25 protein-coding genes are annotated in these 22,893 nt (G+C 31.7%); 20 read left to right on the top strand and 5 right to left on the bottom strand.

The window, feature by feature from the left end; translation table 11 throughout:
* Positions 1-18: 18 nt before the first annotated feature.
* Positions 19-531, bottom strand: coding sequence for a hypothetical protein (locus ATE84_RS02155; RefSeq protein ID WP_101445440.1), 513 nt, complete (start codon positions 529-531; stop codon positions 19-21).
* Positions 532-817: 286 nt separating this feature from the next.
* Here ATE84_RS02155 and ATE84_RS02150 point away from each other — a divergent pair, with 286 nt between their 5' ends.
* Complete coding sequence (locus ATE84_RS02150; protein ID WP_143273548.1) at positions 818-2,536, top strand: AraC family transcriptional regulator; 1,719 nt, start codon at positions 818-820, stop codon at positions 2,534-2,536.
* 135 nt (positions 2,537-2,671) lie between these two features.
* Complete coding sequence (locus ATE84_RS02145; protein WP_143273547.1) at positions 2,672-2,899, top strand: hypothetical protein; 228 nt, start codon at positions 2,672-2,674, stop codon at positions 2,897-2,899.
* 238 nt (positions 2,900-3,137) lie between these two features.
* On the opposite strand, the gene ATE84_RS02140 is transcribed toward ATE84_RS02145, so the two are convergent.
* Positions 3,138-4,676 (bottom strand): ribonuclease E/G, encoded by a 1,539-nt coding sequence (locus tag ATE84_RS02140; RefSeq protein WP_101445435.1) that lies wholly within the window; start codon positions 4,674-4,676, stop codon positions 3,138-3,140.
* 284 nt (positions 4,677-4,960) lie between these two features.
* The gene (locus tag ATE84_RS02135) at positions 4,961-5,251 is read right to left on the bottom strand and encodes an HU family DNA-binding protein (RefSeq protein WP_024768281.1); all 291 of its coding nucleotides are present in this window, start codon (positions 5,249-5,251) and stop codon (positions 4,961-4,963) included.
* A gap of 130 nt (positions 5,252-5,381) precedes the next feature.
* Between ATE84_RS02135 and mutY the strand changes: the two genes are divergently transcribed.
* The 10 genes from mutY to ATE84_RS02085 all read left to right on the top strand — a co-directional run bounded on the left by mutY (position 5,382) and on the right by ATE84_RS02085 (position 12,692).
* On the top strand, positions 5,382-6,440 hold the full coding sequence (gene mutY, locus ATE84_RS02130; RefSeq protein WP_101445433.1) for an A/G-specific adenine glycosylase: 1,059 nt from the start codon (positions 5,382-5,384) through the stop codon (positions 6,438-6,440).
* A 192-nt stretch (positions 6,441-6,632) separates the two neighbouring features.
* Positions 6,633-7,094, top strand: coding sequence for a single-stranded DNA-binding protein (locus ATE84_RS02125; protein ID WP_101445431.1), 462 nt, complete (start codon positions 6,633-6,635; stop codon positions 7,092-7,094).
* 24 nt (positions 7,095-7,118) lie between these two features.
* On the top strand, positions 7,119-8,450 hold the full coding sequence (locus ATE84_RS02120) for a gliding motility-associated protein GldE (RefSeq protein WP_233195730.1): 1,332 nt from the start codon (positions 7,119-7,121) through the stop codon (positions 8,448-8,450).
* A complete protein-coding gene (gene gldD, locus ATE84_RS02115) occupies positions 8,431-9,003 on the top strand; it encodes a gliding motility lipoprotein GldD (protein ID WP_233195729.1) in 573 nt (190 codons plus the stop codon). The genes ATE84_RS02120 and gldD overlap by 20 nt, the downstream gene beginning before the upstream one ends.
* Before the next feature lie 94 nt (positions 9,004-9,097).
* Positions 9,098-9,973: a DMT family transporter gene (locus tag ATE84_RS02110; RefSeq protein ID WP_101445429.1), complete on the top strand. Its 876-nt coding sequence runs from the start codon at positions 9,098-9,100 to the stop codon at positions 9,971-9,973.
* A 98-nt stretch (positions 9,974-10,071) separates the two neighbouring features.
* Positions 10,072-10,545, top strand: a complete 474-nt coding sequence (locus ATE84_RS02105; protein WP_101445427.1) for a DUF4199 domain-containing protein — start codon at positions 10,072-10,074, stop codon at positions 10,543-10,545.
* Between the two features lie 100 nt (positions 10,546-10,645).
* A complete protein-coding gene (rplU, locus tag ATE84_RS02100) occupies positions 10,646-11,209 on the top strand; it encodes a 50S ribosomal protein L21 (RefSeq protein ID WP_101445425.1) in 564 nt (187 codons plus the stop codon).
* A gap of 48 nt (positions 11,210-11,257) precedes the next feature.
* Positions 11,258-11,518, top strand: coding sequence for a 50S ribosomal protein L27 (gene rpmA, locus ATE84_RS02095; protein ID WP_024768273.1), 261 nt, complete (start codon positions 11,258-11,260; stop codon positions 11,516-11,518).
* A gap of 194 nt (positions 11,519-11,712) precedes the next feature.
* Positions 11,713-12,315, top strand: a complete 603-nt coding sequence (locus ATE84_RS02090; RefSeq protein WP_101445424.1) for a hypothetical protein — start codon at positions 11,713-11,715, stop codon at positions 12,313-12,315.
* Positions 12,316-12,356: 41 nt separating this feature from the next.
* On the top strand, positions 12,357-12,692 hold the full coding sequence (locus tag ATE84_RS02085; RefSeq protein WP_101445422.1) for a hypothetical protein: 336 nt from the start codon (positions 12,357-12,359) through the stop codon (positions 12,690-12,692).
* A gap of 100 nt (positions 12,693-12,792) precedes the next feature.
* On the opposite strand, the gene ahcY is transcribed toward ATE84_RS02085, so the two are convergent.
* On the bottom strand, positions 12,793-14,103 hold the full coding sequence (ahcY, locus tag ATE84_RS02080) for an adenosylhomocysteinase (RefSeq protein ID WP_101445420.1): 1,311 nt from the start codon (positions 14,101-14,103) through the stop codon (positions 12,793-12,795).
* 132 nt (positions 14,104-14,235) lie between these two features.
* On the opposite strand from ahcY, the gene ATE84_RS02075 reads away from it, so the two are divergent.
* From ATE84_RS02075 to ATE84_RS02040, 8 genes are all read left to right on the top strand, one after another.
* On the top strand, positions 14,236-14,877 hold the full coding sequence (locus tag ATE84_RS02075; RefSeq protein WP_101445418.1) for a 4'-phosphopantetheinyl transferase superfamily protein: 642 nt from the start codon (positions 14,236-14,238) through the stop codon (positions 14,875-14,877).
* A 59-nt stretch (positions 14,878-14,936) separates the two neighbouring features.
* Positions 14,937-15,197, top strand: coding sequence for a hypothetical protein (locus tag ATE84_RS02070; protein WP_101445417.1), 261 nt, complete (start codon positions 14,937-14,939; stop codon positions 15,195-15,197).
* Positions 15,181-15,813 carry a nicotinamide riboside transporter PnuC gene (gene pnuC, locus ATE84_RS02065; protein WP_101445415.1) on the top strand — a complete coding sequence of 211 codons (633 nt, stop codon included), beginning with the start codon at positions 15,181-15,183 and terminating at the stop codon, positions 15,811-15,813. The genes ATE84_RS02070 and pnuC overlap by 17 nt, the downstream gene beginning before the upstream one ends.
* Positions 15,774-16,355 (top strand): AAA family ATPase, encoded by a 582-nt coding sequence (locus ATE84_RS02060; protein WP_101445405.1) that lies wholly within the window; start codon positions 15,774-15,776, stop codon positions 16,353-16,355. The genes pnuC and ATE84_RS02060 overlap by 40 nt, the downstream gene beginning before the upstream one ends.
* On the top strand, positions 16,339-17,904 hold the full coding sequence (locus ATE84_RS02055) for a DUF4301 family protein (protein WP_101445403.1): 1,566 nt from the start codon (positions 16,339-16,341) through the stop codon (positions 17,902-17,904). The genes ATE84_RS02060 and ATE84_RS02055 overlap by 17 nt, the downstream gene beginning before the upstream one ends.
* Positions 17,901-18,302, top strand: a complete 402-nt coding sequence (arfB, locus tag ATE84_RS02050) for an alternative ribosome rescue aminoacyl-tRNA hydrolase ArfB (protein ID WP_101445401.1) — start codon at positions 17,901-17,903, stop codon at positions 18,300-18,302. The genes ATE84_RS02055 and arfB overlap by 4 nt, the downstream gene beginning before the upstream one ends.
* 194 nt (positions 18,303-18,496) lie before the next feature.
* Positions 18,497-18,832, top strand: coding sequence for a hypothetical protein (locus ATE84_RS02045; RefSeq protein ID WP_143273546.1), 336 nt, complete (start codon positions 18,497-18,499; stop codon positions 18,830-18,832).
* Positions 18,833-19,003: 171 nt separating this feature from the next.
* A complete protein-coding gene (locus ATE84_RS02040) occupies positions 19,004-20,365 on the top strand; it encodes a sigma-54 dependent transcriptional regulator (protein ID WP_101445397.1) in 1,362 nt (453 codons plus the stop codon).
* On the opposite strand, the gene ATE84_RS02035 is transcribed toward ATE84_RS02040, so the two are convergent.
* Complete coding sequence (locus ATE84_RS02035) at positions 20,362-22,794, bottom strand: ATP-binding protein (RefSeq protein WP_101445396.1); 2,433 nt, start codon at positions 22,792-22,794, stop codon at positions 20,362-20,364. The two genes, ATE84_RS02040 and ATE84_RS02035, sit on opposite strands and share 4 nt — an antisense overlap.
* Positions 22,795-22,893 lie beyond the last annotated feature (99 nt).

Here is a 22,893-nt window from a genome sequence, read left to right as displayed (position 1 = left end):
ACATATTCTAATTAGAACTTAGCCTTGATTGTTATTAAGTTTTTGATTATTTTCTATCTCATCTTCTATGATTTCTATTCTTTTATACACATTAGCATCCTTATTTTTAGCACTTTTTAATACTTCATCTAACTTATTTAAATATATCTTCTCTTCATGAGATAATGCATTAGATACATTTTTTTCTTTTGAATCTAATTTGGTAGTAGATGTTTGGTTTTTAAACATTTTTTTCACCAAGTCTACTCCTACTTGGTTCGATTTTTTAGGGTATTTTGTGTTAGAATTAGTTCTTGATATTAAAAAGGCTTCTAGACTTTGTAATTCTTTTTTTGTATCAAAGTTGTTTTTAGCGCCTTTACTTTTCTTTAAGAATGTGAACGCATCTCTCAACCCTTCATTATGTTCAACTCCTAAAAATTCTAGATCTTTTGCGTGAATTCTATTTTCTTGAGTGGTATGGTTATCTAGTTCTTCTGAACAAGAAAATGTAGCCAATAATATTACGATGAATACTCCAATTTTTTTCATTTCATTTATTTTTTAGTTTTGTTGCGCAACTTATATTTTGATTGGAGCAAATATATCTTCAATATCAAGGGAGAAACAAAAGAAGTAATCCGCTATTCCAGAAAACACGTCATAAATTCTCAGAATCACAGGTTTTATTTTTTAATGTAAATACTTGACTATAAGGTTTTTAATATTGTTTTTGATGAAGCCTTAATAAAAAATCAGAAAATGGTATATTTGCTCCTCTTTTTGCAAGGAAGTCCAATATAAATCATCAATAATTTTAATATAATAGCTGTAAAATTTGAAGAAAATAATGTGTAGAAGTTTTTGTGTAGTAATGATTCTTTGGTTTTGTCAAACGCAAGATATTCTTGCTTATCAAAAAACTCAGGAATCCTCAGACAACAGTTATCAGTTTTTAACCAATAAGTTTTATGAAAATGAGTTAGATTCTGTTGTTGCTGTAAATTATGCTAATCAATATCTTCTTAAAGCAAAAAAAGAGAACGATACAATAAAAATTGCAGACGGATACTATTTTTTGTCAAGCATAAGCAAAGGTGATGTATCACTAAAATATTGTGATAGTATTATAGCAATTACTAAAAATCACCAAACAAAAAACTATCCAACTTTTGCATATTTAAATAAGGCTTTTAGTTATTTTGATAAAGGAGATTTTAAAAAAGCATTTGATTATTATTTAAAGTTATATGAAGAAGCAAAAAAATATGATAATATATTCTTGGTGTATTCTAGTAAGAAAAATATTGGTATTCTAAAAGCAATTTTAGGGGAGAATGAAACGGCGTTAGTAACTTTAAGAGAGTGTTATTCATTTTATTCGAAATATAAAGAAAAAGCTCCTTATGATTATTTAACCACACTTTTTGCATTATCAGAATCCTACAATTTTAATAAAATATTAGATTCTGCTTCTATAATAAATACATTGGGGTATAAAGAATCTATAGTGCTTGAAGCAGAAAGTTTTAAATGTTATTTTGTATTAAATGAGGGGATTAATCAATATAGTAAAGCAAATTATGATACAGCAAAAGATAGTTTAACAAAAGCAGTTGCCGAATTAACTATTAATGGGGATAAAACTAATTTAGGACAAGCTCGTTTTTATTTAGGTAAGACACTATCTTCATTAGGTTTTGAAAAAGAGGCTATTGAAGAACATAAAAAGGTAGATCAAATATTTCAGAAAAACCCTCAGATTATTCCCGAAATTAGGGAGAGTTATGAGGTTTTAATTAATTATTATAAAGACAATAACGATAAGGATAATCAATTAAAATATATTGAAAAACTTATTAAAATTGATAGTGTTTTAAATAGTAATTACAAATATCTTATCAAGAATGTTGTTCAGAATTATGATACTCCAAGGCTTCTTTCTGAAAAACAAGAAGTTATTGTTTCATTAAAACAAGAAATCATTGATTCGTTACAAGTAGCGAAAAAATCATCTACCAGAATTATCATTTCTTTAGCTATAGTTAGTATAGTAACATTTGTTTTTTTAATCTTTAATTATCAGAAAAAGAAGAATTATAAGAAAAGGTTTGATGAACTGTATTACTCTAGTTCTGGAAAAGTTAAAAACAATGAAAAAAAATCACCCTACACAGAAATAGATTCAATAGGAATCTCTGAAGATATTGTGAATAAAATTTTAAATGATTTAGATGAATTTGAACAAAATTTAGGATATCTAAAACCAAGTATCACCACTAATGATTTGGCTAAAAAAATGAATACAAACTCAAAATATTTGTCTAGAGTGGTTAATTTCTACAGAAAGAAAAGTTTTAGTATGTATATTAATGAGCTAAGAATAGATTATTGTATCGATAGACTTAAAACAGATAAAAAGTTTATGAAATACACGATTAAGGCTATAGCTAGAGAAATTGGATTTAATTCTACAGATGCTTTTTCTAAATCTTTTTATAAAATAAAAAAGATACAGCCTTCGTATTTTATTCGTGAATTAGAAAAACAACAATGAGATGATTCTTTGTAATGTATTTGTTGTTAGTGGTTTGTGATAAGCAATTCTGGAAAACAGGTTAGTAATTGCTTAAAAAAATAAAACTTGGGAGCTATTTTGATTATGTTTGTAAGCGGAAACAAAAAAGGAATAATGAAAAAAAAGTCGATTACTAAAAAATTAAATTTAGAAAAATTAAAGATTACAAAACTATCTAATGGGATAACAATTAGAGGCGGGAGTGAATATTGTATTCATGTGGTAGGCCCCATCGAATTGCCATCGGAGGTTCTTTCTTGTACCTTAACCAAAACGAACCTGGGGGGTAATGGACAAACAAATAGGCCTTCACAAAATTGTGCATATGAAAACTTTGGCTAAAATTGGAAGAGATTAAGAGGCTTAAAAAATGAGCAAAAAATGTTAATGAAGGTAGGAGAGTTATTTGTTATAACCATAACCACCTTTTGTGTAAATGCTTTCCCAATTGAGTATCAATTTCGAATAGAGGTTGTATTTTATAGGATGTGATAAGAGATGATGATTCTTAGCCTTTGAGATAAAAGAATAATGAAATACAATAAAAAAACCCGGCACTGTTATCAGGCCGGGTTTAATTTTATTTTATCAATTCACCATTTTTATCGTGAAAATGATATTCTAAATACGTGTAAGCGTCTCTAGGTACAATCTTTACCCATCGTTTATGGTTAAAATACCATTTGGATCGGGTGGATGGAAATCCTTTGGTTAAAAAAGCTGCAATAAAAGGATGCGCACTAAGCGTTATCTTTTTATGATCTTTTTTAATTAATTTTTCTAATTCGACTTTCATTTTTTCTACCAATACTATAGGCGCCTCAACTTCGCCATTTATTCCATTAGGATCTTCTTCCCGGGTCTTGATATTCATTTCTGGTCGAACACGCTGTCGCGTGATTTGAATCAAGCCAAATTTACTTGGCGGTAAAATTTTATGCTTCGCCCTATCGTCTTTCATCTCTTCTCGCAATTGGTTGAAGAGAGTTCTACGGTTGTCAGCATTATTCATGTCGATGAAATCAACTACAATAATACCTCCCATATCTCTAAGACGCAGTTGGCGGGCTACTTCAGCTGCACTAATAAGGTTTACCTCTAGTGCAGTATCTTCTTGGTTTTTGGCTTTATTAGATCGGTTACCGCTATTTACATCGATTACATGCATCGCTTCTGTATGCTCTATAACCAAATAAGCACCCTTACTCATAGATACCGTCTTGCCAAAACTTGTTTTGATTTGCCGTTCAATACCGTATTTCTCGAAAACAGGTATTTTAGGATTATGAAGTTTTACAATTGACTCTTTTTTTGGAGCAATTTCTTGCAAATACTCTTTGATTCGGTTGCAGAGATCTTCATCATCTACAACAATAGAAGTAAAAGTGTCGTTAAATACATCTCTTAATATAGAAGATGCTCTATTCATTTCACCTAGTACTTTTGATGGGTGATGAGCTTTGTGCAGTTTTTTGCACATGCTTTGCCATCGTCCCATTAGATTTTCTAAATCTTTGTCTAGTTCTGCTACTTTTTTGCCTTCTGCTACTGTACGTACAATAATTCCGAAACCTTTTGGCTTAATACTTTTTACAAGTCTTTTTAAGCGTTCTTTTTCTTCTGAGGATTCTATTTTTTGAGAAATAGAAATTCGATTTGAAAAAGGAACTAAAACAATATATCTGCCGGCAATCGAAAGCTCTGAGCTAATTCGAGGACCTTTGGTAGATATAGGTTCCTTTACTATCTGTACTAATAGTGATTGATTTGATTTTAACACATTGGTAATAGTACCGTGTTTATCAATATCGTTCTCAAAAGGAAAATCCTTAAGAGAATAATTTTTTAATTTACCTGTGCTTACACGTTTTATGAATTTAAGTAAAGAAGATACTTGAGGACCAAGATCATGATAATGCAAAAATGCATCTTTTTCATAGCCTACATTAACAAATGCGGCGTTTAGACCTGGGACAGATTTACGGATTTTGGCAATAAAAATATCACCTACCGCAAAATCACTGTCGTCTTCTTCCTTATGTAATTCAATTAGTTTTCCATCCTTTAATAAGGCAAAATCCGTAGAGGAACCTGACCTAATGATCAATTCGTTGTTCACTCTGATTAGATTTTTATCCCGATAATTATCGAGATGGATTAAACAATTTTTTCACAGGAATTTTTACAATTCCATTGAAACAAAACAGATATACCGGTAGTGGGGTATTGTGTTTTATTTCGATTTCAAAGAACTTAACTTTTTAAATAAAAAAAGTAGTTAGAAACTACTTTTTCTTATGGCGGTTTGCTCTTCTTCTCTTTTTACGCTTGTGCGTAGCTACCTTGTGTCTTTTACGTTTTTTACCACTTGGCATAGTGTATACTTTTTATATTTATAATTATTTATTTTACTTCTACGTTAGTTTTCACACCTTCTACAAATACTTTTGCAGGTTTAAACGCAGGTATATTGTGTGCAGGAATTTTGATCGTAGTGTTCTTAGAAATATTACGTCCTGTTTTTTCTGCTCTAGTTTTTATAATGAAACTACCAAATCCTCTAAGGTATACATTATCTCCACTCTCTAATGAGCTTTTTACCTCTTCCATAAAGGTTTCAACTGTTGCCTGAACATCACCTTTTTCTATTCCTAATTTTTCTGAAATTTTTGCTACAATATCTGCTTTAGTCATTATATTACCTATTTAGGGGTTTTTAAATTTTCAAGGGGGCAAATATAAGAATTTAAAATCCAAAATATCAATACTTAAGATGATATTTTCATGTTTAATCGTTTAATTTTGTAAAACTTATAATTTTACTATGATATTTTCTAAAAAACTCATTACGTGGTACTTACAAAACAAAAGATCGATGCCATGGCGAGAAACTAAAAATCCATATCATATTTGGCTTAGTGAAATTATACTTCAACAGACCAGAGTGGCGCAAGGATTACCTTATTATATATCATTTACAGAAACTTTTTCAACGGTATTTGATCTTGCAAATGCAAGTGAAGAGGAAGTGCTGAAATTGTGGCAGGGATTGGGGTATTATTCGAGGGCCAGAAACCTGCATGCAACTGCAAAATACGTGGCAAATGATTTAAATGGTGTGTTTCCTACTTCATATAAAGGTCTTTTACATTTAAAAGGAGTTGGAGATTATACAGCGAGTGCTATAGCTTCCATATGTTACGCCGAAGCGGTTCCTGTTGTAGACGGAAATGTATATCGAGTATTATCTCGATATTTTGGACTCGATACACCTATTAATAGTGCAAAAGGAGTAAAAGAATTTAAAGAACTTGCTATAACCTTAATGGATCATGATGAGCCTGCAGAGTATAACCAGGCAATTATGGAGTTTGGAGCACTACAATGCAAACCCAAAAAACCGTATTGTATTATATGTCCACTACGAGATAGTTGTGAAGCTTTAAAAAATGGAAAAATAGAAGAGTTGCCTGTCAAAATCAAAAAACTAAAAATCAAAAAACGTTACTTTAACTATCTGGTGTTTTTTACAGAAAATAAGAAAACGATTATCCAACAAAGAGTAGGTAGTGGTATATGGAAAGGATTATATGAATTTCCTTTAATAGAAAGTGAAACTATAAATACAGATACTATTGCATCTCATTCTGTTTTTAGAGAAATGATAAAAGATAAAGAATATGAGATTGTATCATATCAAGAAGAACCTATAGTACATAAATTATCTCATCAGCATTTGTATACTCGATTTTATATCATTAAATCTGATGCACCTTCAAAAGTGAATCACGATCAAAAAATCGTTGATTATGAAGAAATACATACGTATCCTGTTCCTATTCTGTTAGGTAATTTTATAGATGTGTTTTTTCAGAAAAATTGATATTTAGAAAGATCTAAAACCTAAGTTAAGACCATTAGGAGATCTTTTATGTATTAATTTTTTTATTACATTTACTATAAACAAAGTTATTTAAAGCTACTTTGAAAAATAAGAAGTATTAGGATAGCGTTATTTAGTATGGTTTGTCATTTCTTTGTAGTGATGAACCAAAACAACAAATCATAAATTAGAATGTCTGGAACACTAAATAAAGTAATGCTTATAGGGCATACAGGAGATGAGGTAAAGATGCATTATTTTGAAGCAGGTAGTTGCATAGGCAGATTTCCTCTTGCTACTAATGATTCATATGTGAATAAAAGCACAGGAGAACGTGTAAATACCACAGAGTGGCATAATATCGTTGTGAGAAACAAAGCAGCAGAAATTTGCGAGAAATATCTTAATAAGGGAGATAAGGTATATATTGAGGGTCGTCTTAAGACCAGAAAATGGCAAGATGAGCAAGGAAAAGACAGGTATAGTACAGAAATACAGTGTACCGATTTTACTTTTCTTACTCCTAAGAATGAGAATCAACCTTCTGCGTCTAACCCTCAGAATACACCGCAAACGAATACACCTGCTGCTAGCAATTCGCAGGAGGTTTCATCTAATTCGCCAGAGAAAGAAGACGATGATCTTCCGTTCTGATATGTCTAACTAAACAAAGATAATTTGGACCCTGATCCTGAACCGTTATTTATTTCATTATTTGTTTTTGATATTATGCAAACTATCAATATAATTGTTTTGGTGGTGTTGCTTATTTTTTCTGCATTGATATCAGGTAGTGAAGTAGCTCTGTTTTCTTTAACCCCAACAGATCTTAAGGATGATGAGGATACATCAAAAAACCTTAGAATTATATCGAGATTATTAGATAGTCCTAAAAAATTATTGGCTACCATATTAGTGGCAAATAACTTTATCAATATTGCGATAGTATTGCTTTTTGATGCATTAGGTAAAATTTATTTTAGTAATTTGGATTATGTTTGGTTTGGATGGATTAATGTAAGATTTGTTGTTGAAGTAGGAGTTGCTACTTTTTTAATTTTATTGTTTGGCGAAATTTTGCCTAAACTATACGCTAGTAGAAATAAAGTGAAGTTTGCCAAGTTTATGGCACGACCTCTGGCAATTTTAGATTGGTTCATCTCACCAATTAGTGTACCTATGCGTAATATTACTGTTGGGATTCATAATCGGTTAGGAAAACAAAAATCTAATTTGAGTGTAGATCAATTATCACAGGCATTAGAATTAACCTCAGACAAGGATACTACAGACGAAGAGAAGAAAATATTAGAGGGTATTGTGTCTTTTGGAAATACAGATACTAAGCAGGTGATGCACCCCCGTATGGATATTTTTGCACTAAATAGTGCAACTGCGTATCAGGAAATTCTTCCTGAAATTATTGAGAAAGGATACTCTAGGATTCCGGTATATGAAGATAGTATTGATAATGTAACTGGGATTCTATATGTAAAAGACTTGTTACCTTATATTAATACACCTTCTTTTGAATGGACATCTTTGTTAAGAGCGCCTTATTTTGTGCCAGAGAATAAAAAATTGGATGATTTACTTAATGATTTTAAAGATAAAAAAAATCACCTGGCTATAGTTGTAGATGAGTATGGAGGAACCAGTGGTTTGATTTCTCTCGAGGATATTATAGAAGAAATTGTTGGAGATATCAGTGATGAATTTGATGATGAAGATTTGATATTCTCAAAATTGGATGATCGAAACTATGTTTTTGAAGGAAGAACAGCTTTAAAAGATTTTTATAAAGTACTGAAACTCGAAAATAACGGTGTTTTTGAAGAAAAGAAAGGAGATGCAGAAACCATAGCAGGATTGTTATTGGAGATTTCAGGAAGTTTTCCGAAACGAGGAGAAATCATCATAGTAGATCAGTATGCATTTAAAATAGAATCGTTGGATAATAAGCGAATAAAACAAGTGAAATTGACCATTAATGAAAATGAAAATAGTTAGATTTTTTTTAGTATTCAGCGTAGGTATGCTATTTTCTTGTGGGGGTGAAGTATTGCCTAAGCCAGAAGGAATGCTTCGATTAAGTTACCCTGCTCCCGAATATAAAGAGCTGGTATTGCCGTGTCCCTATTCTTTTGAAAAGAATGAATTTTCAGAACTTCGTAGAGCTAGAAGAAACAAGAATTGTTGGTACAATCTAGAGTATGAAAAACTGAGAGCTACTATGTATATTTCTTATTATGAAATCAATAACAACCTTAATTCGTTGCTTAGAGATGCTCAAAATCTAACTCAGGAACATGTGATCAAGGCAGATGGGATTGTGCAAGGGCCTTATGTGAATGACGAAAACAAGGTGTATGGTATGTTTTATGAGGTTTCTGGAGATGCTGCTTCTCCATCTCAGTTTTATGCAACCGATAGTGTCAAGCATTTTATAGTGGGGTCTATATATTTTAAGGTGAAACCTAATTATGATTCCATACTTCCTGCCGCGAATTATTTACGTAATGATATGAGGCATTTTATGGAAACTCTTCGTTGGAAAGAGTAAAAGACTTCAAATAGGTTTTTTAATAGTTAATTTTCTTCCAAAAGGTATTCTGTGTACTTATAATTTTATCACTTTTGCAACTTACTTCGCAAAAATGCAAAACACAAAACTAAAATGGATATATCTGGCAGTGCTTTCTCTGGTTTGGGGTAGTTCATTTATTCTTATCAAAAAATCATTGATTGGTCTTACACCGCTTCAATTGGGTGCATTAAGGACATTGTTTGCAGCAACATTTTTATTCTTGATTGGGTTTAGGAGTATGAGAAAAATAGCAGCACCAGACTGGAAATGGGTAATCATATCTGCTTTTGCAGGAACATTCATTCCTGCGTTTTTATTCGCCTTTGCCGAGACAGAAATTGATAGTGGTATAGCATCAATCCTTAATTCTACCACCCCATTGGTTACTTTGATCCTGGGGGTGTTGATTTTCTCTATTCGATTTAATAAAAACCAATTTTTTGGTGTGATTGTAGGACTAATAGGTTGTGTTGCTCTAATATTAGAAGGTGCCTCGGTAAATCCGAATCAAAACTATTGGTATGCGGTATTGGTGCTTTGTGCTTCGGTATGTTATGCAATAAATGTAAATATCATAAAAAGATATATGCAGCATATCTCACCTATGGCAATTGCTAACGGAAATTTTATTGTATTGGTGATTCCGGCTTTGATTGTATTGTATTTTTCAGATTTTTTTAAAACAGAAGTGGTAACTAGTTCAAAAGTACATATAAGCTTGATGTATGTTTCTATACTTGCAGTAGTGGGTACAGGTATTGCTAAAGTATTATTTAATAAATTAGTGCAGATCAGCACTCCGGTATTTGCGACTTCGGTAACTTATACTATTCCTATTGTAGCTATGCTGTGGGGGATATTAGACAATGAGAAATTTACATTTTATCAAGTGCTTGCTTCTGGAGTTATTATCCTGGGAGTATATTTGGCTAACAGGAACAGGTGACTTCATATGTTGTTGTAAAACAATAAATTAACAAGCTTTTAAGGTTAAAAAACTCTTAAATTTCTTACTTTTAAGAGAGAATCCTAAAGAGCGAAACCATGAAAAAATCAACTATCCCTGTTATATATGGACTCCTTATTGCTATTGGACTTATTGCGTATTTTTTAATCCTTTCTTTGATTGGTGTGCAAACAGAACCTGTTTTTAGTTTAGGAAATGGTATTATAGTTGCTCTTGGTTTGTACAAAGCCATGAAAAACTACAAGCAGGAAAAAGGAAGTGATTTTGAATATCAAAAAGGATTTATGGCAGGGCTTTTTACCGGGTTTAATGCTACATTTGTTTTTATTATTTTCTTTGCGATCTATGTAACTAATATCAATACTGATTTCTTACCAGAAATGCTGGCAAATTGGAGTTCGCATTATCATGTGGGAGTAGGAATAGTTGTGTTTGTTGCAGCAGTCATGGGGTTTGCCACTACTTTTGTGCTCACATTATCTTTTATGCAATTATTTAAAGAAAGTTGGAATCCAAAAAAAAATCACAATTCAAAGCCTATAGAGGTATAAAATATTTGGCATTTAATTAATTAGCAGTATATTTGCACCCGCCTATTTAAAAATAGGTGCAGTTCTTTATTTATAAAAATAATTAATTAAACGTTACGCTATGTACGCAATTGTAGAGATAGCAGGGCAGCAATTTAAAGTTGCAAAAGACCAAAAAGTATTTGTACATCGTTTAGCAGGAGAAGAAGGAGATAAAGTCTCTTTTGATAAAGTTCTTCTTGCAGCAGATGGAGATAAAGTTACTTTAGGCGCCCCAGCTATAGATGGAGCTCAAGTAGGAGCAAAAATCACAAGACACCTTAAGGGTGATAAAGTTATTGTTTTCAAGAAAAAGAGACGTAAAGGATACCGTGTTAAAAACGGTCACCGTCAATCTCTTACAGAAATTGTTATCGAAAGTATAGTAACTTCTGGAGCTAAGAAAACAGCAGCTAAAAAAGCTGAACCAAAAGCTAAAGCAGAGAAAGAAGTAAAAGCTTCTGCTCCAAAAGCTGAAACTAAAGCAGCCGCTCCTAAGAAAGAAGCAGCAAAGCCAAAAGCTGGTAAAGAAGATTTAAGCACTAAGACAGTAGCTGAATTAAAAGATATGGCTAAAGCTCAGGGAATCTCTGGAATTTCTTCTATGAAGAAAGCAGAATTAATTGAAGCTTTACAAGGAAAATAAACAACGGCAGGTAACCCCTGTAAGTATTAACAATAAAACCGAAAGAAAATGGCTCATAAAAAAGGAGTTGGTAGTTCGAAAAACGGTAGAGAATCAGAATCGAAACGCTTAGGTGTGAAGATATTTGGTGGACAAGCTGCCGTGGCTGGTAACATCATTGTAAGACAAAGAGGTACAGCCCACAAACCAGGCGAAAATGTATACGCTGGTAAAGATCACACCCTACATGCTAAAGTAGATGGTTTAGTGAAATTTACTAAAAAGAAAGATAATAAATCCTATGTTTCTATAGTTCCATTTGAAGCATAAAGGATCTTTCCTTTGTAATATAAAAAACCCTTTATCTTTTGATAAAGGGTTTTTGTTTGTTATGAATTCTCTAATACATACTTTAAGTTTATGGCATCTTCTGTTTTGACCTTTTCAGAATATAGAGATAAAAGACTTTTGTCCTATTCTTAAAAAAAAGAAATATATTTATCATCAAATTTAAAAACCGAATCATGAAAAAGTTATTATTATTAACATTGTTAATGACTGTTACTCTTGCTTTTAGTCAAAAAAGAAAAGATCAAGAAGGAAGTATTAAAAATTTAAAAGGTATCACAGCATATAATTTGGTTTTCGATTATGAAAATCTAAAGGTTGACAAGTTTGATACTGAAGAAGAATTCTTAAAAAATAAAATGGATAAGCGAGAAGCTAAAGAAGCTGGTAAAGGTGAAAAATTTAAAAAGTCCTGGTTTGCTGATCGCGAAAATTTGTATGAACCAAAGTATATAGAATCTTTTAACAAACGTTTTGATGGTGGGGCTGTTAAAGTTGAAAAAGGCCTGGAAAGTGCTACCCATACTATGAAAGTTAAAACAACGTGGATCTATCCAGGGTATAATGTAGGTGTTATGAAACAGCCATCTAAAGTTAATGCAACGATTATTGTATATGAAACTGCTAATCCTGATAAGATATTATTCTCTACAAAATACTTTAAAGTACCAGGAAGTAATTTTTATGGAGCTGATTATAATTCTGGATACAGAATAGCCGAGAGTTATGCTAAACTAGCTAAGGAAATGGCAAAATATATCCTTAAAAAGGCAAAGTAATATTTAGTTAATCTTTGATGTAACTCAAAAATAGAAAAACTATGAATACTTTAATGACTAAAACATTATGTTGTATCCTCTTTTTATGTATATCCTTTGATGCGACTTCGCAAGATATTCCTAAATACGACTATCTTGAGGTTATTGTAATTCAAAAGGCAAATAATAGAGGTAAGGTGAAAAGAATTAAGGTTGAGGAGCAGACATCTTTGGTAGGCAAACAAATAACCATTAAACAACTAGAGGACCTAGAGAGGACTTCAGATTTGTTGAATTATATGAATGCTGCTAATTGGGAGTTTGTAGATCGGCAATCTATTGTATCTGAAGAAAATGATCCGGTATGGATGAGTTATATCTTTAGGAAAAAGAAGTAATAATACTATGGTATTCTAAACAAAAACCCTTTATCAAAAGATAAAGGGTTTTTTATTCCAAAAGCTAAGTAGTTTAATTTAACTACAGCGATCTTTTTTTTTAGTATCTGTAATATTCAGGCTTGTAAGGTCCTTCAACAGTTACACCAATATATTCAGCTTGATCTTTGCTAAGATCAGTAAGTTCTACTCCAATTTTAGCAAGGTGTAATTTTGCTACTTTTTCATCTAAATGCTTTGGAAGCATGTATACTTCATTTTTGTAATTTTCAATGTTGGTCCAAAGCTCAATTTGTGCTAAAGTCTGATTGGTAAATGAATTACTCATTACAAAACTTGGATGTCCTGTTGCGCAACCTAGGTTTACTAAACGACCTTCAGCAAGAAGTATAATATCGTTACCGTTAATGTTATACTTATCGACTTGAGGTTTGATTTCAATTTTCTCACTTTGCGAATTTAACCAAGCTACATCAATCTCATTATCAAAATGTCCAATATTACAAACAATGGTTTTATCTTTCATTGCTTGAAAGTGTTCTGCTCGAACAATATCTTTATTTCCCGTAGTGGTAATAACAACGTCTGCATTTCCAACAACAGTTTCTAGTTTTTTTACTTCAAAACCGTCCATGGCTGCTTGTAAAGCACAAATCGGGTCAATTTCAGTAACAGTTACAATAGAACCAGCTCCTCTAAACGATGCAGCAGTACCTTTACCTACATCTCCATATCCGCAAACAACAACACGTTTACCAGCAAGCATTACATCGGTAGCACGACGAATAGCATCAACAGCACTTTCTTTACATCCGTATTTATTATCGAATTTTGATTTAGTGACACTATCATTTACATTAATTGCAGGCATTGGAAGTGTTCCATTTGTCATACGCTCATATAATCTATGAACTCCAGTAGTTGTTTCTTCAGATAAACCATTAATTCCTTCTACTAATTCAGGATACTTATCTAAAACCATATTAGTTAAATCTCCTCCATCATCAAGAATCATATTTAAAGGCTTACGATCTTCACCAAAAAATAGAGTTTGCTCGATACACCAGTCAAATTCTTCATCATTCATACCTTTCCAAGCGTATACTGGGGTACCTGCTTCTGCAATAGCAGCTGCAGCTTGATCTTGAGTAGAAAATATATTACAAGAACTCCATGTTACCTCGGCACCAAGAGCCTGAAGTGTTTCTATTAACACTGCAGTCTGGATGGTCATATGAAGACAACCTGCAATTCGGGCACCTTTAAGAGGTTGCTCATCTTTATATTCTTCACGAAGAGACATAAGCCCCGGCATTTCTGCTTCGGCTAATTCGATTTCTTTTCTTCCCCAAGCAGCTAATGAAATATCTTTCACCTTGTAAGGAACATAAGGTACAGTTTTGGTACTCATAGTAGTTAATTTTATGTTTATGAAGTGCTTTCTGGTATTTTGCACTAAATTGTTCTAAATTCGTTTCCCGAAAAATTGAATGTTATTCCTTTTTTCGGTTTGCAAAGGTACATAATAACTTTAAGAATTTAAATGCCTCTTTACAAAACTATAACAGTAGATCAAAGTACTAATGTGTTGATTTGGAAGATTGAAGAGTCTTATGAAGCTCTCTGTCAGGGAATAGAATTAACACCACATTGCCAGAATAGAGTAGATAATATGAAATCTGATATGCATCGCAGAGGTTTTATGAGCGTTCGACATCTGCTGGCTGTATTTGGATACACAGATCATGATCTATACTACGATGAATTTGGAAAACCACATCTTAAAGATGGAAAACAAATCTCAATTACTCATTCCTACGAATTTGCAGGAATCATAATTAGTGATAAACTTGTTGGAATCGATATCGAAAAACAAAGAGAAAAGATTCATAAAATTGCGCATAAGTTTGTGAATGAATTTGAGAATGATTCTTTAGAAAAACAAAACCTGGATAAAACTCGTGCATTAACTATAATTTGGGGAACCAAAGAATCTTTGTACAAGTTATATGCAACGGCAGGTTTGAGTTTTGAGCAACATATTTTTATTTCTCCTTTTACACTAGAATACCCATTTGTGTATGGTGCTGTTAATTATAAAGATGAAATAACCCATTATGATATGGCATTTATAGAATTTGAAGGGTTTACCTGCGTATATGCTTTACCAGCTTCTGAAATATAAATTTTATAACCACGATTACATGAATATTTTATGGGAAATATCATTTATAAAAAGATAACATGCAAATATCAATAGAATTAACCCTTACCCCACTTCAAACCGATTTTGAAGAACATATTATTCGTTTTATAAAACGGTTACGAGCGTCTGAGTTTACAGTTTTAGAAAACCCTTTGAGTACTCAAATCTATGGAGAATACGATAAAGTAATGTCTTTTTTGACTTTAGAAATTAAAAATGCATTTGGAGATATGGATCACGTTTTAGTGTATATGAAAATGGTAAAAAGTAATAGAAGTGATTATGAGCCCCATTTTTGATTTTTTATTTGGGCAGTATTCAGAATATTCTGATTTGCATATAGCTCTTGAAATTATAGCTGTAGTTTTTGGAATATTGAGTGTGCTTTTTGCTTGGTTTAATAAGATTTGGGTATATCCAACAGGTATCATAAGTACTGCGATTTATGTGTATTTATTATTGCAATGGTCATTACTAGGTGATATGATGATCAATGCATATTATTTTATAATGAGTATTTATGGATGGTATATCTGGACCCGAAAAGTTGATGACACCCATGTTACCCCAATTTCCAGAACGACTGTTGAAGAAAAGAATATAGGATTGATAATCTTTGTGATGACTTTGGTTTTTGTGTATGGAGTTTATGTTGTTTTTGATAAACTAAATGATTGGACAGCACATGTAGATACATTAACAACAGCAATATTCTTTGTTGGAATGTGGCTTATGGCAAGGAGGAAAATTGAGAATTGGATATTTTGGATTATTGGAGATATTATTTCGGTGCCATTATATTTTTATAAAGGATTTACATTTACGAGTTTACAATATATATTATTTACTATTATCGCAATTTTTGGATATATCGCATGGAAGAAAACCTTAGACAACAATCCTCCAACTGTATAAGAGTAGTATTGTTTGGTCCAGAGTGTACTGGCAAGACTACATTATCCAGACAATTGGCAGCGTATTATAACACCCAGTGTGTTCCTGAATATATGCGAGAATATTTGCAAAAAAAATGGGATGAGACTAAAGAAGTATGTGTATATGATGACATGCTTCAAATTGCAAAAGGTCAGATGAAATTAGAAAATCAGGTAGCACAAAAAGTTGATACCTTATTATTTTGTGATACGAACCTTTTAGAATTAAAAGTATATTCAGAAGTATATTATGATGGAGTTGTCCCCGAAATCTTAAATAAAATTTCATTAGAAAATGTTTATGATTTATATCTTTTAACTTATATTGACATCCCTTGGGTTCCCGATGATCTAAGAGACAAACCCCACGAACGAGAAGAAATGTTTTTAAGATTTAAAGAATGTCTTGAAAAGCATAACCTTCCATATATAGTCGTAAAAGGAGATAAAATATCTCGTTTTAAAAAAGCATTGACACACATTAGCCAATTAATAGAACATAAAAGTGAATATAACAGATAAAGATATTAAGTTAATTAAATCAAAAGGATTAACAGTAGATAAAGTACTCTCACAAATAGAAATTTTTAAAAATGAAATTCCTTTTGTAGCATTAAGAAGTGCAGCAACTCTAGATAATGGAATCCTTAAGTTTTCTGAACACTACCAGTCAGAACTTACCAAATTATACGATTCTAGAGTGCAACATCTAGATACAATAAAGTTTGTTCCTGCTTCTGGTGCAGCTACACGAATGTTTAAGGATTTATTTCGATTTCTTGATAATTATGATTTTGAGAAAGAAAGCCTTAACTCTTATACGAATCATGAAAAAGCAAATGCAATACGACTTTTTTTAATAGGCCTAGAAAAATTCCCATTCTATGATGTCGTTATGGAAAAAGTAAAAAGTGCATACCCTAAATTTAGATCCTTATCTGAAGGGAAGCAATTGTATATTTTTGTAGAAATGATGTTAAAGGAAAAAGGATTGAATTATGGGACTTTTCCCAAAGGACTTTTCCCTTTTCATAAATATGATGCTAGTATAGCGACTTCTTTTGAAGAGCATTTATACGAGGCAGCAGGTTATAATACTAATGATAAAGGGGATTCTAAATTACATTTTACAATTTCTAAAGAACATCTTGAAGCTTTTAAGGATGAGTTTGAAAGAATTAAGAAAAAAGTTGAAGAGAAGACTAATACTAATTTTAGTATTACATATTCATTTCAAAAATCAGAAACAGATACTATTGCTGTGACAGAGGATAATGAGCCGTTTAGAAAAGAAAATGGATGTTTGTTATTTAGGCCTGGAGGACATGGGGCGTTGATCGAAAACTTAAATGATTTGGAAGGTGATATCATTTACATTAAAAATATAGACAACGTAGTAGTGCGTAAATATCAGGATGAAGTTTCGGGATATAAAAAAGTGCTCGCTGGGAAGTTAATCGAGATTCAGGACGAAGTATTTAGGATATTGAATGCAATTGATGAAAAGAAACCATCAGAAGCAGAATTAAAGGATATCAAGAAATTTTTGGTGAAGCAACTTAATGTTAGGTTACCATTGGATTTTGATAAGTTCTCTGATACATATAAACTTCAATTCTTACGTGAATCCTTAAATCGACCTATTCGGGTTTGTGGTATGGTAATTAATGAAGGGGAACCAGGAGGAGGACCATTTTGGATAAAGCGCGAAAATGGAAGATTAGTATTACAGATTATTGAAGCACCACAGATTGATAAGAAAGATCGTAGACAAGAAGAGATTCTTGGTAATGCCACTCATTTTAATCCAGTTGATTTGGTGTGTGGTGTAAGGGACTATAAAGGAAAGAAATTTAACCTACTGGATTTTGTGGATCCTGATGCAGGATTTATTACAGAAAAAACGCTGAATGGCAAGATTCTAAAAGCACTAGAACTTCCTGGATTATGGAATGGTGCAATGGCAAATTGGATCAGTGTATTTATAGAAGTACCATTAACTACATTTAACCCCGTAAAAACAGTAAACGACTTACTTAAATCTGCGCACCAGGTAACTCTTTTTTCGTGAATACCGCAGTAATCATAAATGAATTAAAATTTAAAGCTGTTCGAAGTTCTGGAGCAGGAGGTCAACATGTAAATAAAGTATCTTCAAAAATAGAACTTACTTTCGATATTAAGACATCATCAGGACTTACTGATGATGAAAAATTACGGTTGAGCCAGAAATTATCTTCGCGATTAACCAAATCTGGTGTTTTATTATTGCAATGCGGTGATAGTAGAAGTCAACATAGAAATAAAGAACTAGTGATAAAAAGACTTTTGGATATTCTTAAAGCTAACCTCTATATTACTAAAAAAAGAAAACAAACTAAACCTTCTAAGGCAGCTATCAAAAAACGTTTAGATAGCAAACAAAAGCATTCATTAAAAAAAGCTAATCGTAAAAAACCTTCTTTATGAGTTATTCTTTTCTGAAAAACGTGTAATATTTCTACACTTTTGTGTGGATTCTACATTTTCCACACTTAATTGTCTTTATGTGTGAATATTGTAAACTATTGATATACAGTTATTTGTGTTATTTTTGTTTTGAGTTACATCTTTGGAACAATTATTACTATTTATTAACTGTAGAAATAATTCAGTAACCCAAAATGAAAAAGTTACCAATGATAGTAGCAATTGTAGTAAGTATCTTTTCGGCACAGGGTGTGTTAGCTCAGGACGAATTAGCAGTCCTTAACGATGATCTCGAGTATAGAGATTATGAATATGAGCAGCAAGAATATACTGAAATCAATATTGTAGAATTGCCATTATCAATCCAAGAAGCAGCTGCCAAAGATTTTGGAAAGTTAAGGATTGTACAAGCATATATGTCTAAGGATAATACGTATAAAATTATCTTACAAGATAGATACGGTAATACCAAAGTTGTATTTGCAAGTGCTAATGGCGAATGGATAAAGCCAAACGACAATAAATCTTAAATCTAGGGGTAGAAAAGAATATCGTTTTGCAACCAAGGACGATATAAAGTTGTTTAGTGCTAAAAAAGAGACTCAATCCCAAGGGTCTCTTTTTTTATGTTTTTATTCGAACTAAGTATTTTAAATCGTAATTTTATACAATAGCTTTTTTTAGGGAATAAATTTTTAAATATGTCTAAAATACTTATTGTTGAAGATGATGTGGCTTTTTGTACAATGCTTAAGACCTTTTTACAAAAAAAGGAATATGAGGTCTTTACAGCATTTTCTGGTGATGAAGCTATTCAAAAAATTAAGAAAGACACTTTTGATGTTGTACTTTCTGATGTAAGATTACCTGATAGTGATGGTATTACCTTATTATCCGAAATTTTAAAACATAATTCGGATACCCAAGTGATTATTATGACCGGCTATGCCGAAATCAATATGGCAGTTAGTGCCATTAAACAAGGAGCTTTTGATTATGTTTCAAAACCATTTAACCCAGATGCTATACTCCATACTATAGAAAAGGCACTATCCAAACAAGGAGTTATATCAGACAAAACAGCTAAAGAAAAAGAAACGAATGCAACAGTATCTAAAACCTCAAAAAGAACCAATGATTCTTTTGTTCGTGGAGTTAGTGACGCTTCCAAAAAGCTAAACGAATATGTTGCTCTTGTAGCTCCAACACGTATGTCTGTTTTAGTAATAGGTGATAGTGGTACAGGTAAAGAATATGTTGCAAGCAGTATTCATAAGGCAAGTAAGCGAGCTGATAAACCATTTGTAGCAGTAGATTGTGGAGCTATTCCTAAAGAAATAGCCTCTAGTGAATTCTTCGGTCATATAAAAGGATCCTTTACTGGTGCTGTAAATGATAAAGTAGGTCATTTTGAGGCTGCAAATAAAGGGACACTGTTTTTAGATGAAATTGGTAATTTAAGCTATGAGTTACAAGTTCAATTGTTAAGAGCACTTCAGGAACGAAAAATTAAGCCAGTAGGTAGTAATAAAGAAATAGAAGTAGATATTAGAGTAATAGTTGCTACTAATGAAGATCTTAGTCATGCCGTAAAAGAAGGGGAGTTTAGAGAAGATCTATATCATAGATTAAATGAATTTTCTATCAAGGTACCACCATTGCGAGATAGAATTGAAGATCTGATGCTTTTTGCAAATCACTTTCTTGAAGAATCGAATATCGAATTAGAAAAACATGTGGTTGGATTTGCTGATGAAGTATTAGAAGCATTTAAAAAATACAATTGGCCTGGTAATTTAAGAGAATTAAAAAATATGGTAAAACGATCTGTTCTTCTTTCTCAAAGTGATATGATTACGTTAGATGTATTGCCAAATGATATTGCTTATGCTTCTCATAATGCAAAACAAACTTACGGATTGTTTAAAAATCAAAATGAACAGGAATTGATTCTTGATGCGTTAGAAAAAGCAAATGGAAATAAAGCTAAAGCAGCCAGAATGCTTTTAATAGATCGAAAAACATTGTACAATAAATTAAAACAGTACGATATTAGCCTTTAATTTTCTACTTTTAATGTATCGATTAAATCTTCAATTTTTTCGATTCCGTCATCTGTTAGATTAAGTATAGTTTTTTTGCTGAGATCATATTGATCGGGGTGTTCTAATTTTTCTAGAATAGGTATTACCTCTTTTGCTTTGATTTGCTTAAACATGGGAAGCATTTTATGAGCAATCTTTTTAATATGAGATATCTCTTTTTTTCTAGCTCTTGTTTTTAACTCTTTAACATTGTTGATAGTACTTTCATAAAATGTATCTAAAATAGCATATAGAGAATCAGAATCACCTTGTGCAAAAAGCATTAAATCACTAAGAGAATATTGTTCGTCAGAAAGGCTCAGGTCGTTCTGAGTTATCCCATTATAATTGGTAATATCAACGCTAAGTACCTGAGCAATAAGATCAATTAACTCCTTTGGAGCATATGGTTTTCGTAAGCTTGCAGCAAATCCAGCTTCTTGATACTCCATAAAAGAAGTATCTGTTCTACCAGATAATGCAACAACTGGTATGTTGGATTGATTTGCATTGCTTTTTATAGATTTTAAAAGTTCAAAGCCATCCATTTTTGGCATTTGAATATCGGTGAGTACAAGATCGTATTTGTTGGTTTGTAATAATGAGATGGCTTCAATACCGTTTTTACATATATCATAATTTAGGCCGGCCAATGTGGCTACCTCGCTAGTTAATGCTAATTGACTTGGATCATCATCAACAATCAGAACCTTCTTATTTGTAAAATTCTGTATTTCTGAAACTTCTGATTCTTCTTCGGGGATTGATATATCAGATAGTTTAAGAGGGATGTAGAATGTGAATTTACTACCTACATTGAGCTCACTATCTAATTCAATTTTACCTTTTAGGAGTTTAATTATTTTTTTGGTAATAGCAAGCCCTAAACCAAAACCACCATATTTTTTCTCAGTATTATCATCTCCTTGAGAAAACTCTTCAAAAATATAATGCTGTTGCTCCTTTGTAATTCCGATTCCTGTATCTTTTACAGATATAACTAATTGTTTTTCTGATAAACCGTTTTCAATAATTTTACTATCAATTGTAATAGAACCATCATTAGTAAATTTATAAGCATTATTCATCAAATTTGTCAATACCTGTTTTATTCTAAAAGGATCTCCTAAATATTGTTTTTTTAATTGACTATCTATGATAATTCTGACATCAATATTTTTTTTGTCATTTATGGGAATAACACTAGAAATGGTATTTTCTATTAATTTTTTTGGAGAAAACGGAAGTTCTTCAATCACCATTCGGCCAGCTTCAAGCTTTGATAAATCAAGAAGGTCATTTACCAAATGAAGAATATAGTCAGATGATTTTTTTAAGTGATCCAAATAATGCTTTTGCTTATTGTCTAACCCTGTTCTTTCTAATAAATCTGAATATCCAATAACCGTATTTAAAGGAGAACGAAGATCATGAGTAACCGTGTTAATTAAGGATTCCCGTGTTTTTAAAAGAGATTCGGTATATGTTTTTTCGGCCTCGAGTTCATTCCGATATTTTTGACTTTTAGAGACATCTTTAGTAATCAAAAACAGAAATATAATTGCTATTAGCAGGCTGATAGCAGCAATTACTACAATAATATCGGCGGTATTATTTAAAACTTGATTTGAAGCTTCTAAACGTGCAAAATATTCATTTCTTTCATTACGTTCAATAGAAGCAAGTAAATCTCTTAGTTGTTTTGTAATGATTTGATCCTTTTTGAGAAGATTGTTCTCCTTTAGCGTTATTTCACGCCTATATTTTTTATCCTTTTGCTCAAGTTCTGCAAGTACTTGTTTTACAGAAGTAGCTAATGAATCGACAGTTTGATTGGTAAGTCGTTTTGCATTATCTTGTTTGGTTAATTCTAAAATATTGATAAGTGCTCTTCTAGTACGAGGATCGTATTTTTTAAATCGGATATCATATTTAGTATATCCACCAAAGCTTTTATTTACTTTTTCTAACTCATTAATAGCAGTCTCATATAACCCTTTTTGTTTTCGCTGTTCATAAATTTTAATAAGCTCTTCAAGGTTTTTATTTTTACTATCAATAAGATGCTTGATACTATCTATTTTTCGAGTTTGTAGCGTATCATCAGATATTTCAGAAACCTGATTAATTGTTTTTAGTATTGTATCTATTTTGGTTTTATAAGAAATAAACTTTTTAACGTCAGAAGTCTGAATGATATTTCTTGTTAAACTTTCGGCTTCATATAATCCTGTTATAGTTTCACCAACCAGGAATAGTTTCTCATTATTTTGATTTTTGATTTCGTTAATTTGAGTATAATTGCCTAGTTGCTGATAGATAACCCAAAATGCAGTTACAGCAAGTAAGCCTGCAAGTAAATAACCTGCAATAATTTTAAAAGTAACCGATCTTTTCGTATTCTTCATAACACTTTTATAACTTCAAAAATCCCAAAGCATTGCTTTGTATTAGTATAGATTCGATATTAATCAAATAAATGTACAATAAATCAATAAAACACAGTA

Origin of the sequence: Aquimarina sp. MAR_2010_214 (assembly GCF_002846555.1) — a bacterium.
Classification (GTDB): Bacteria; Bacteroidota; Bacteroidia; order Flavobacteriales; family Flavobacteriaceae; genus Aquimarina.
The sequence above is the reverse complement of the archived record's forward strand: the minus strand, read 5'-3'. Positions and strand labels throughout refer to the sequence as shown.

Coding starts and splice junctions, on each gene's coding strand:
- ATE84_RS02155 (WP_101445440.1), bottom strand. CDS start 531: ATGAAAAAAATTGGAGTATTCATCGTAATATTATTGGCTACATTTTCT.
- ATE84_RS02145 (WP_143273547.1), top strand. CDS start 2,672: ATGAAAAAAAAGTCGATTACTAAAAAATTAAATTTAGAAAAATTAAAG.
- ATE84_RS02135 (WP_024768281.1), bottom strand. CDS start 5,251: ATGACTAAAGCAGATATTGTAGCAAAAATTTCAGAAAAATTAGGAATA.
- mutY (WP_101445433.1), top strand. CDS start 5,382: ATGATATTTTCTAAAAAACTCATTACGTGGTACTTACAAAACAAAAGA.
- ATE84_RS02125 (WP_101445431.1), top strand. CDS start 6,633: ATGTCTGGAACACTAAATAAAGTAATGCTTATAGGGCATACAGGAGAT.
- gldD (WP_233195729.1), top strand. CDS start 8,431: ATGAAAATGAAAATAGTTAGATTTTTTTTAGTATTCAGCGTAGGTATG.
- ATE84_RS02110 (WP_101445429.1), top strand. CDS start 9,098: ATGCAAAACACAAAACTAAAATGGATATATCTGGCAGTGCTTTCTCTG.
- ATE84_RS02105 (WP_101445427.1), top strand. CDS start 10,072: ATGAAAAAATCAACTATCCCTGTTATATATGGACTCCTTATTGCTATT.
- rplU (WP_101445425.1), top strand. CDS start 10,646: ATGTACGCAATTGTAGAGATAGCAGGGCAGCAATTTAAAGTTGCAAAA.
- rpmA (WP_024768273.1), top strand. CDS start 11,258: ATGGCTCATAAAAAAGGAGTTGGTAGTTCGAAAAACGGTAGAGAATCA.
- ATE84_RS02090 (WP_101445424.1), top strand. CDS start 11,713: ATGAAAAAGTTATTATTATTAACATTGTTAATGACTGTTACTCTTGCT.
- ATE84_RS02085 (WP_101445422.1), top strand. CDS start 12,357: ATGAATACTTTAATGACTAAAACATTATGTTGTATCCTCTTTTTATGT.
- ahcY (WP_101445420.1), bottom strand. CDS start 14,103: ATGAGTACCAAAACTGTACCTTATGTTCCTTACAAGGTGAAAGATATT.
- ATE84_RS02075 (WP_101445418.1), top strand. CDS start 14,236: ATGCCTCTTTACAAAACTATAACAGTAGATCAAAGTACTAATGTGTTG.
- ATE84_RS02070 (WP_101445417.1), top strand. CDS start 14,937: ATGCAAATATCAATAGAATTAACCCTTACCCCACTTCAAACCGATTTT.
- pnuC (WP_101445415.1), top strand. CDS start 15,181: ATGAGCCCCATTTTTGATTTTTTATTTGGGCAGTATTCAGAATATTCT.
- ATE84_RS02060 (WP_101445405.1), top strand. CDS start 15,774: ATGGAAGAAAACCTTAGACAACAATCCTCCAACTGTATAAGAGTAGTA.
- ATE84_RS02045 (WP_143273546.1), top strand. CDS start 18,497: ATGAAAAAGTTACCAATGATAGTAGCAATTGTAGTAAGTATCTTTTCG.
- ATE84_RS02040 (WP_101445397.1), top strand. CDS start 19,004: ATGTCTAAAATACTTATTGTTGAAGATGATGTGGCTTTTTGTACAATG.
- ATE84_RS02035 (WP_101445396.1), bottom strand. CDS start 22,794: ATGAAGAATACGAAAAGATCGGTTACTTTTAAAATTATTGCAGGTTAT.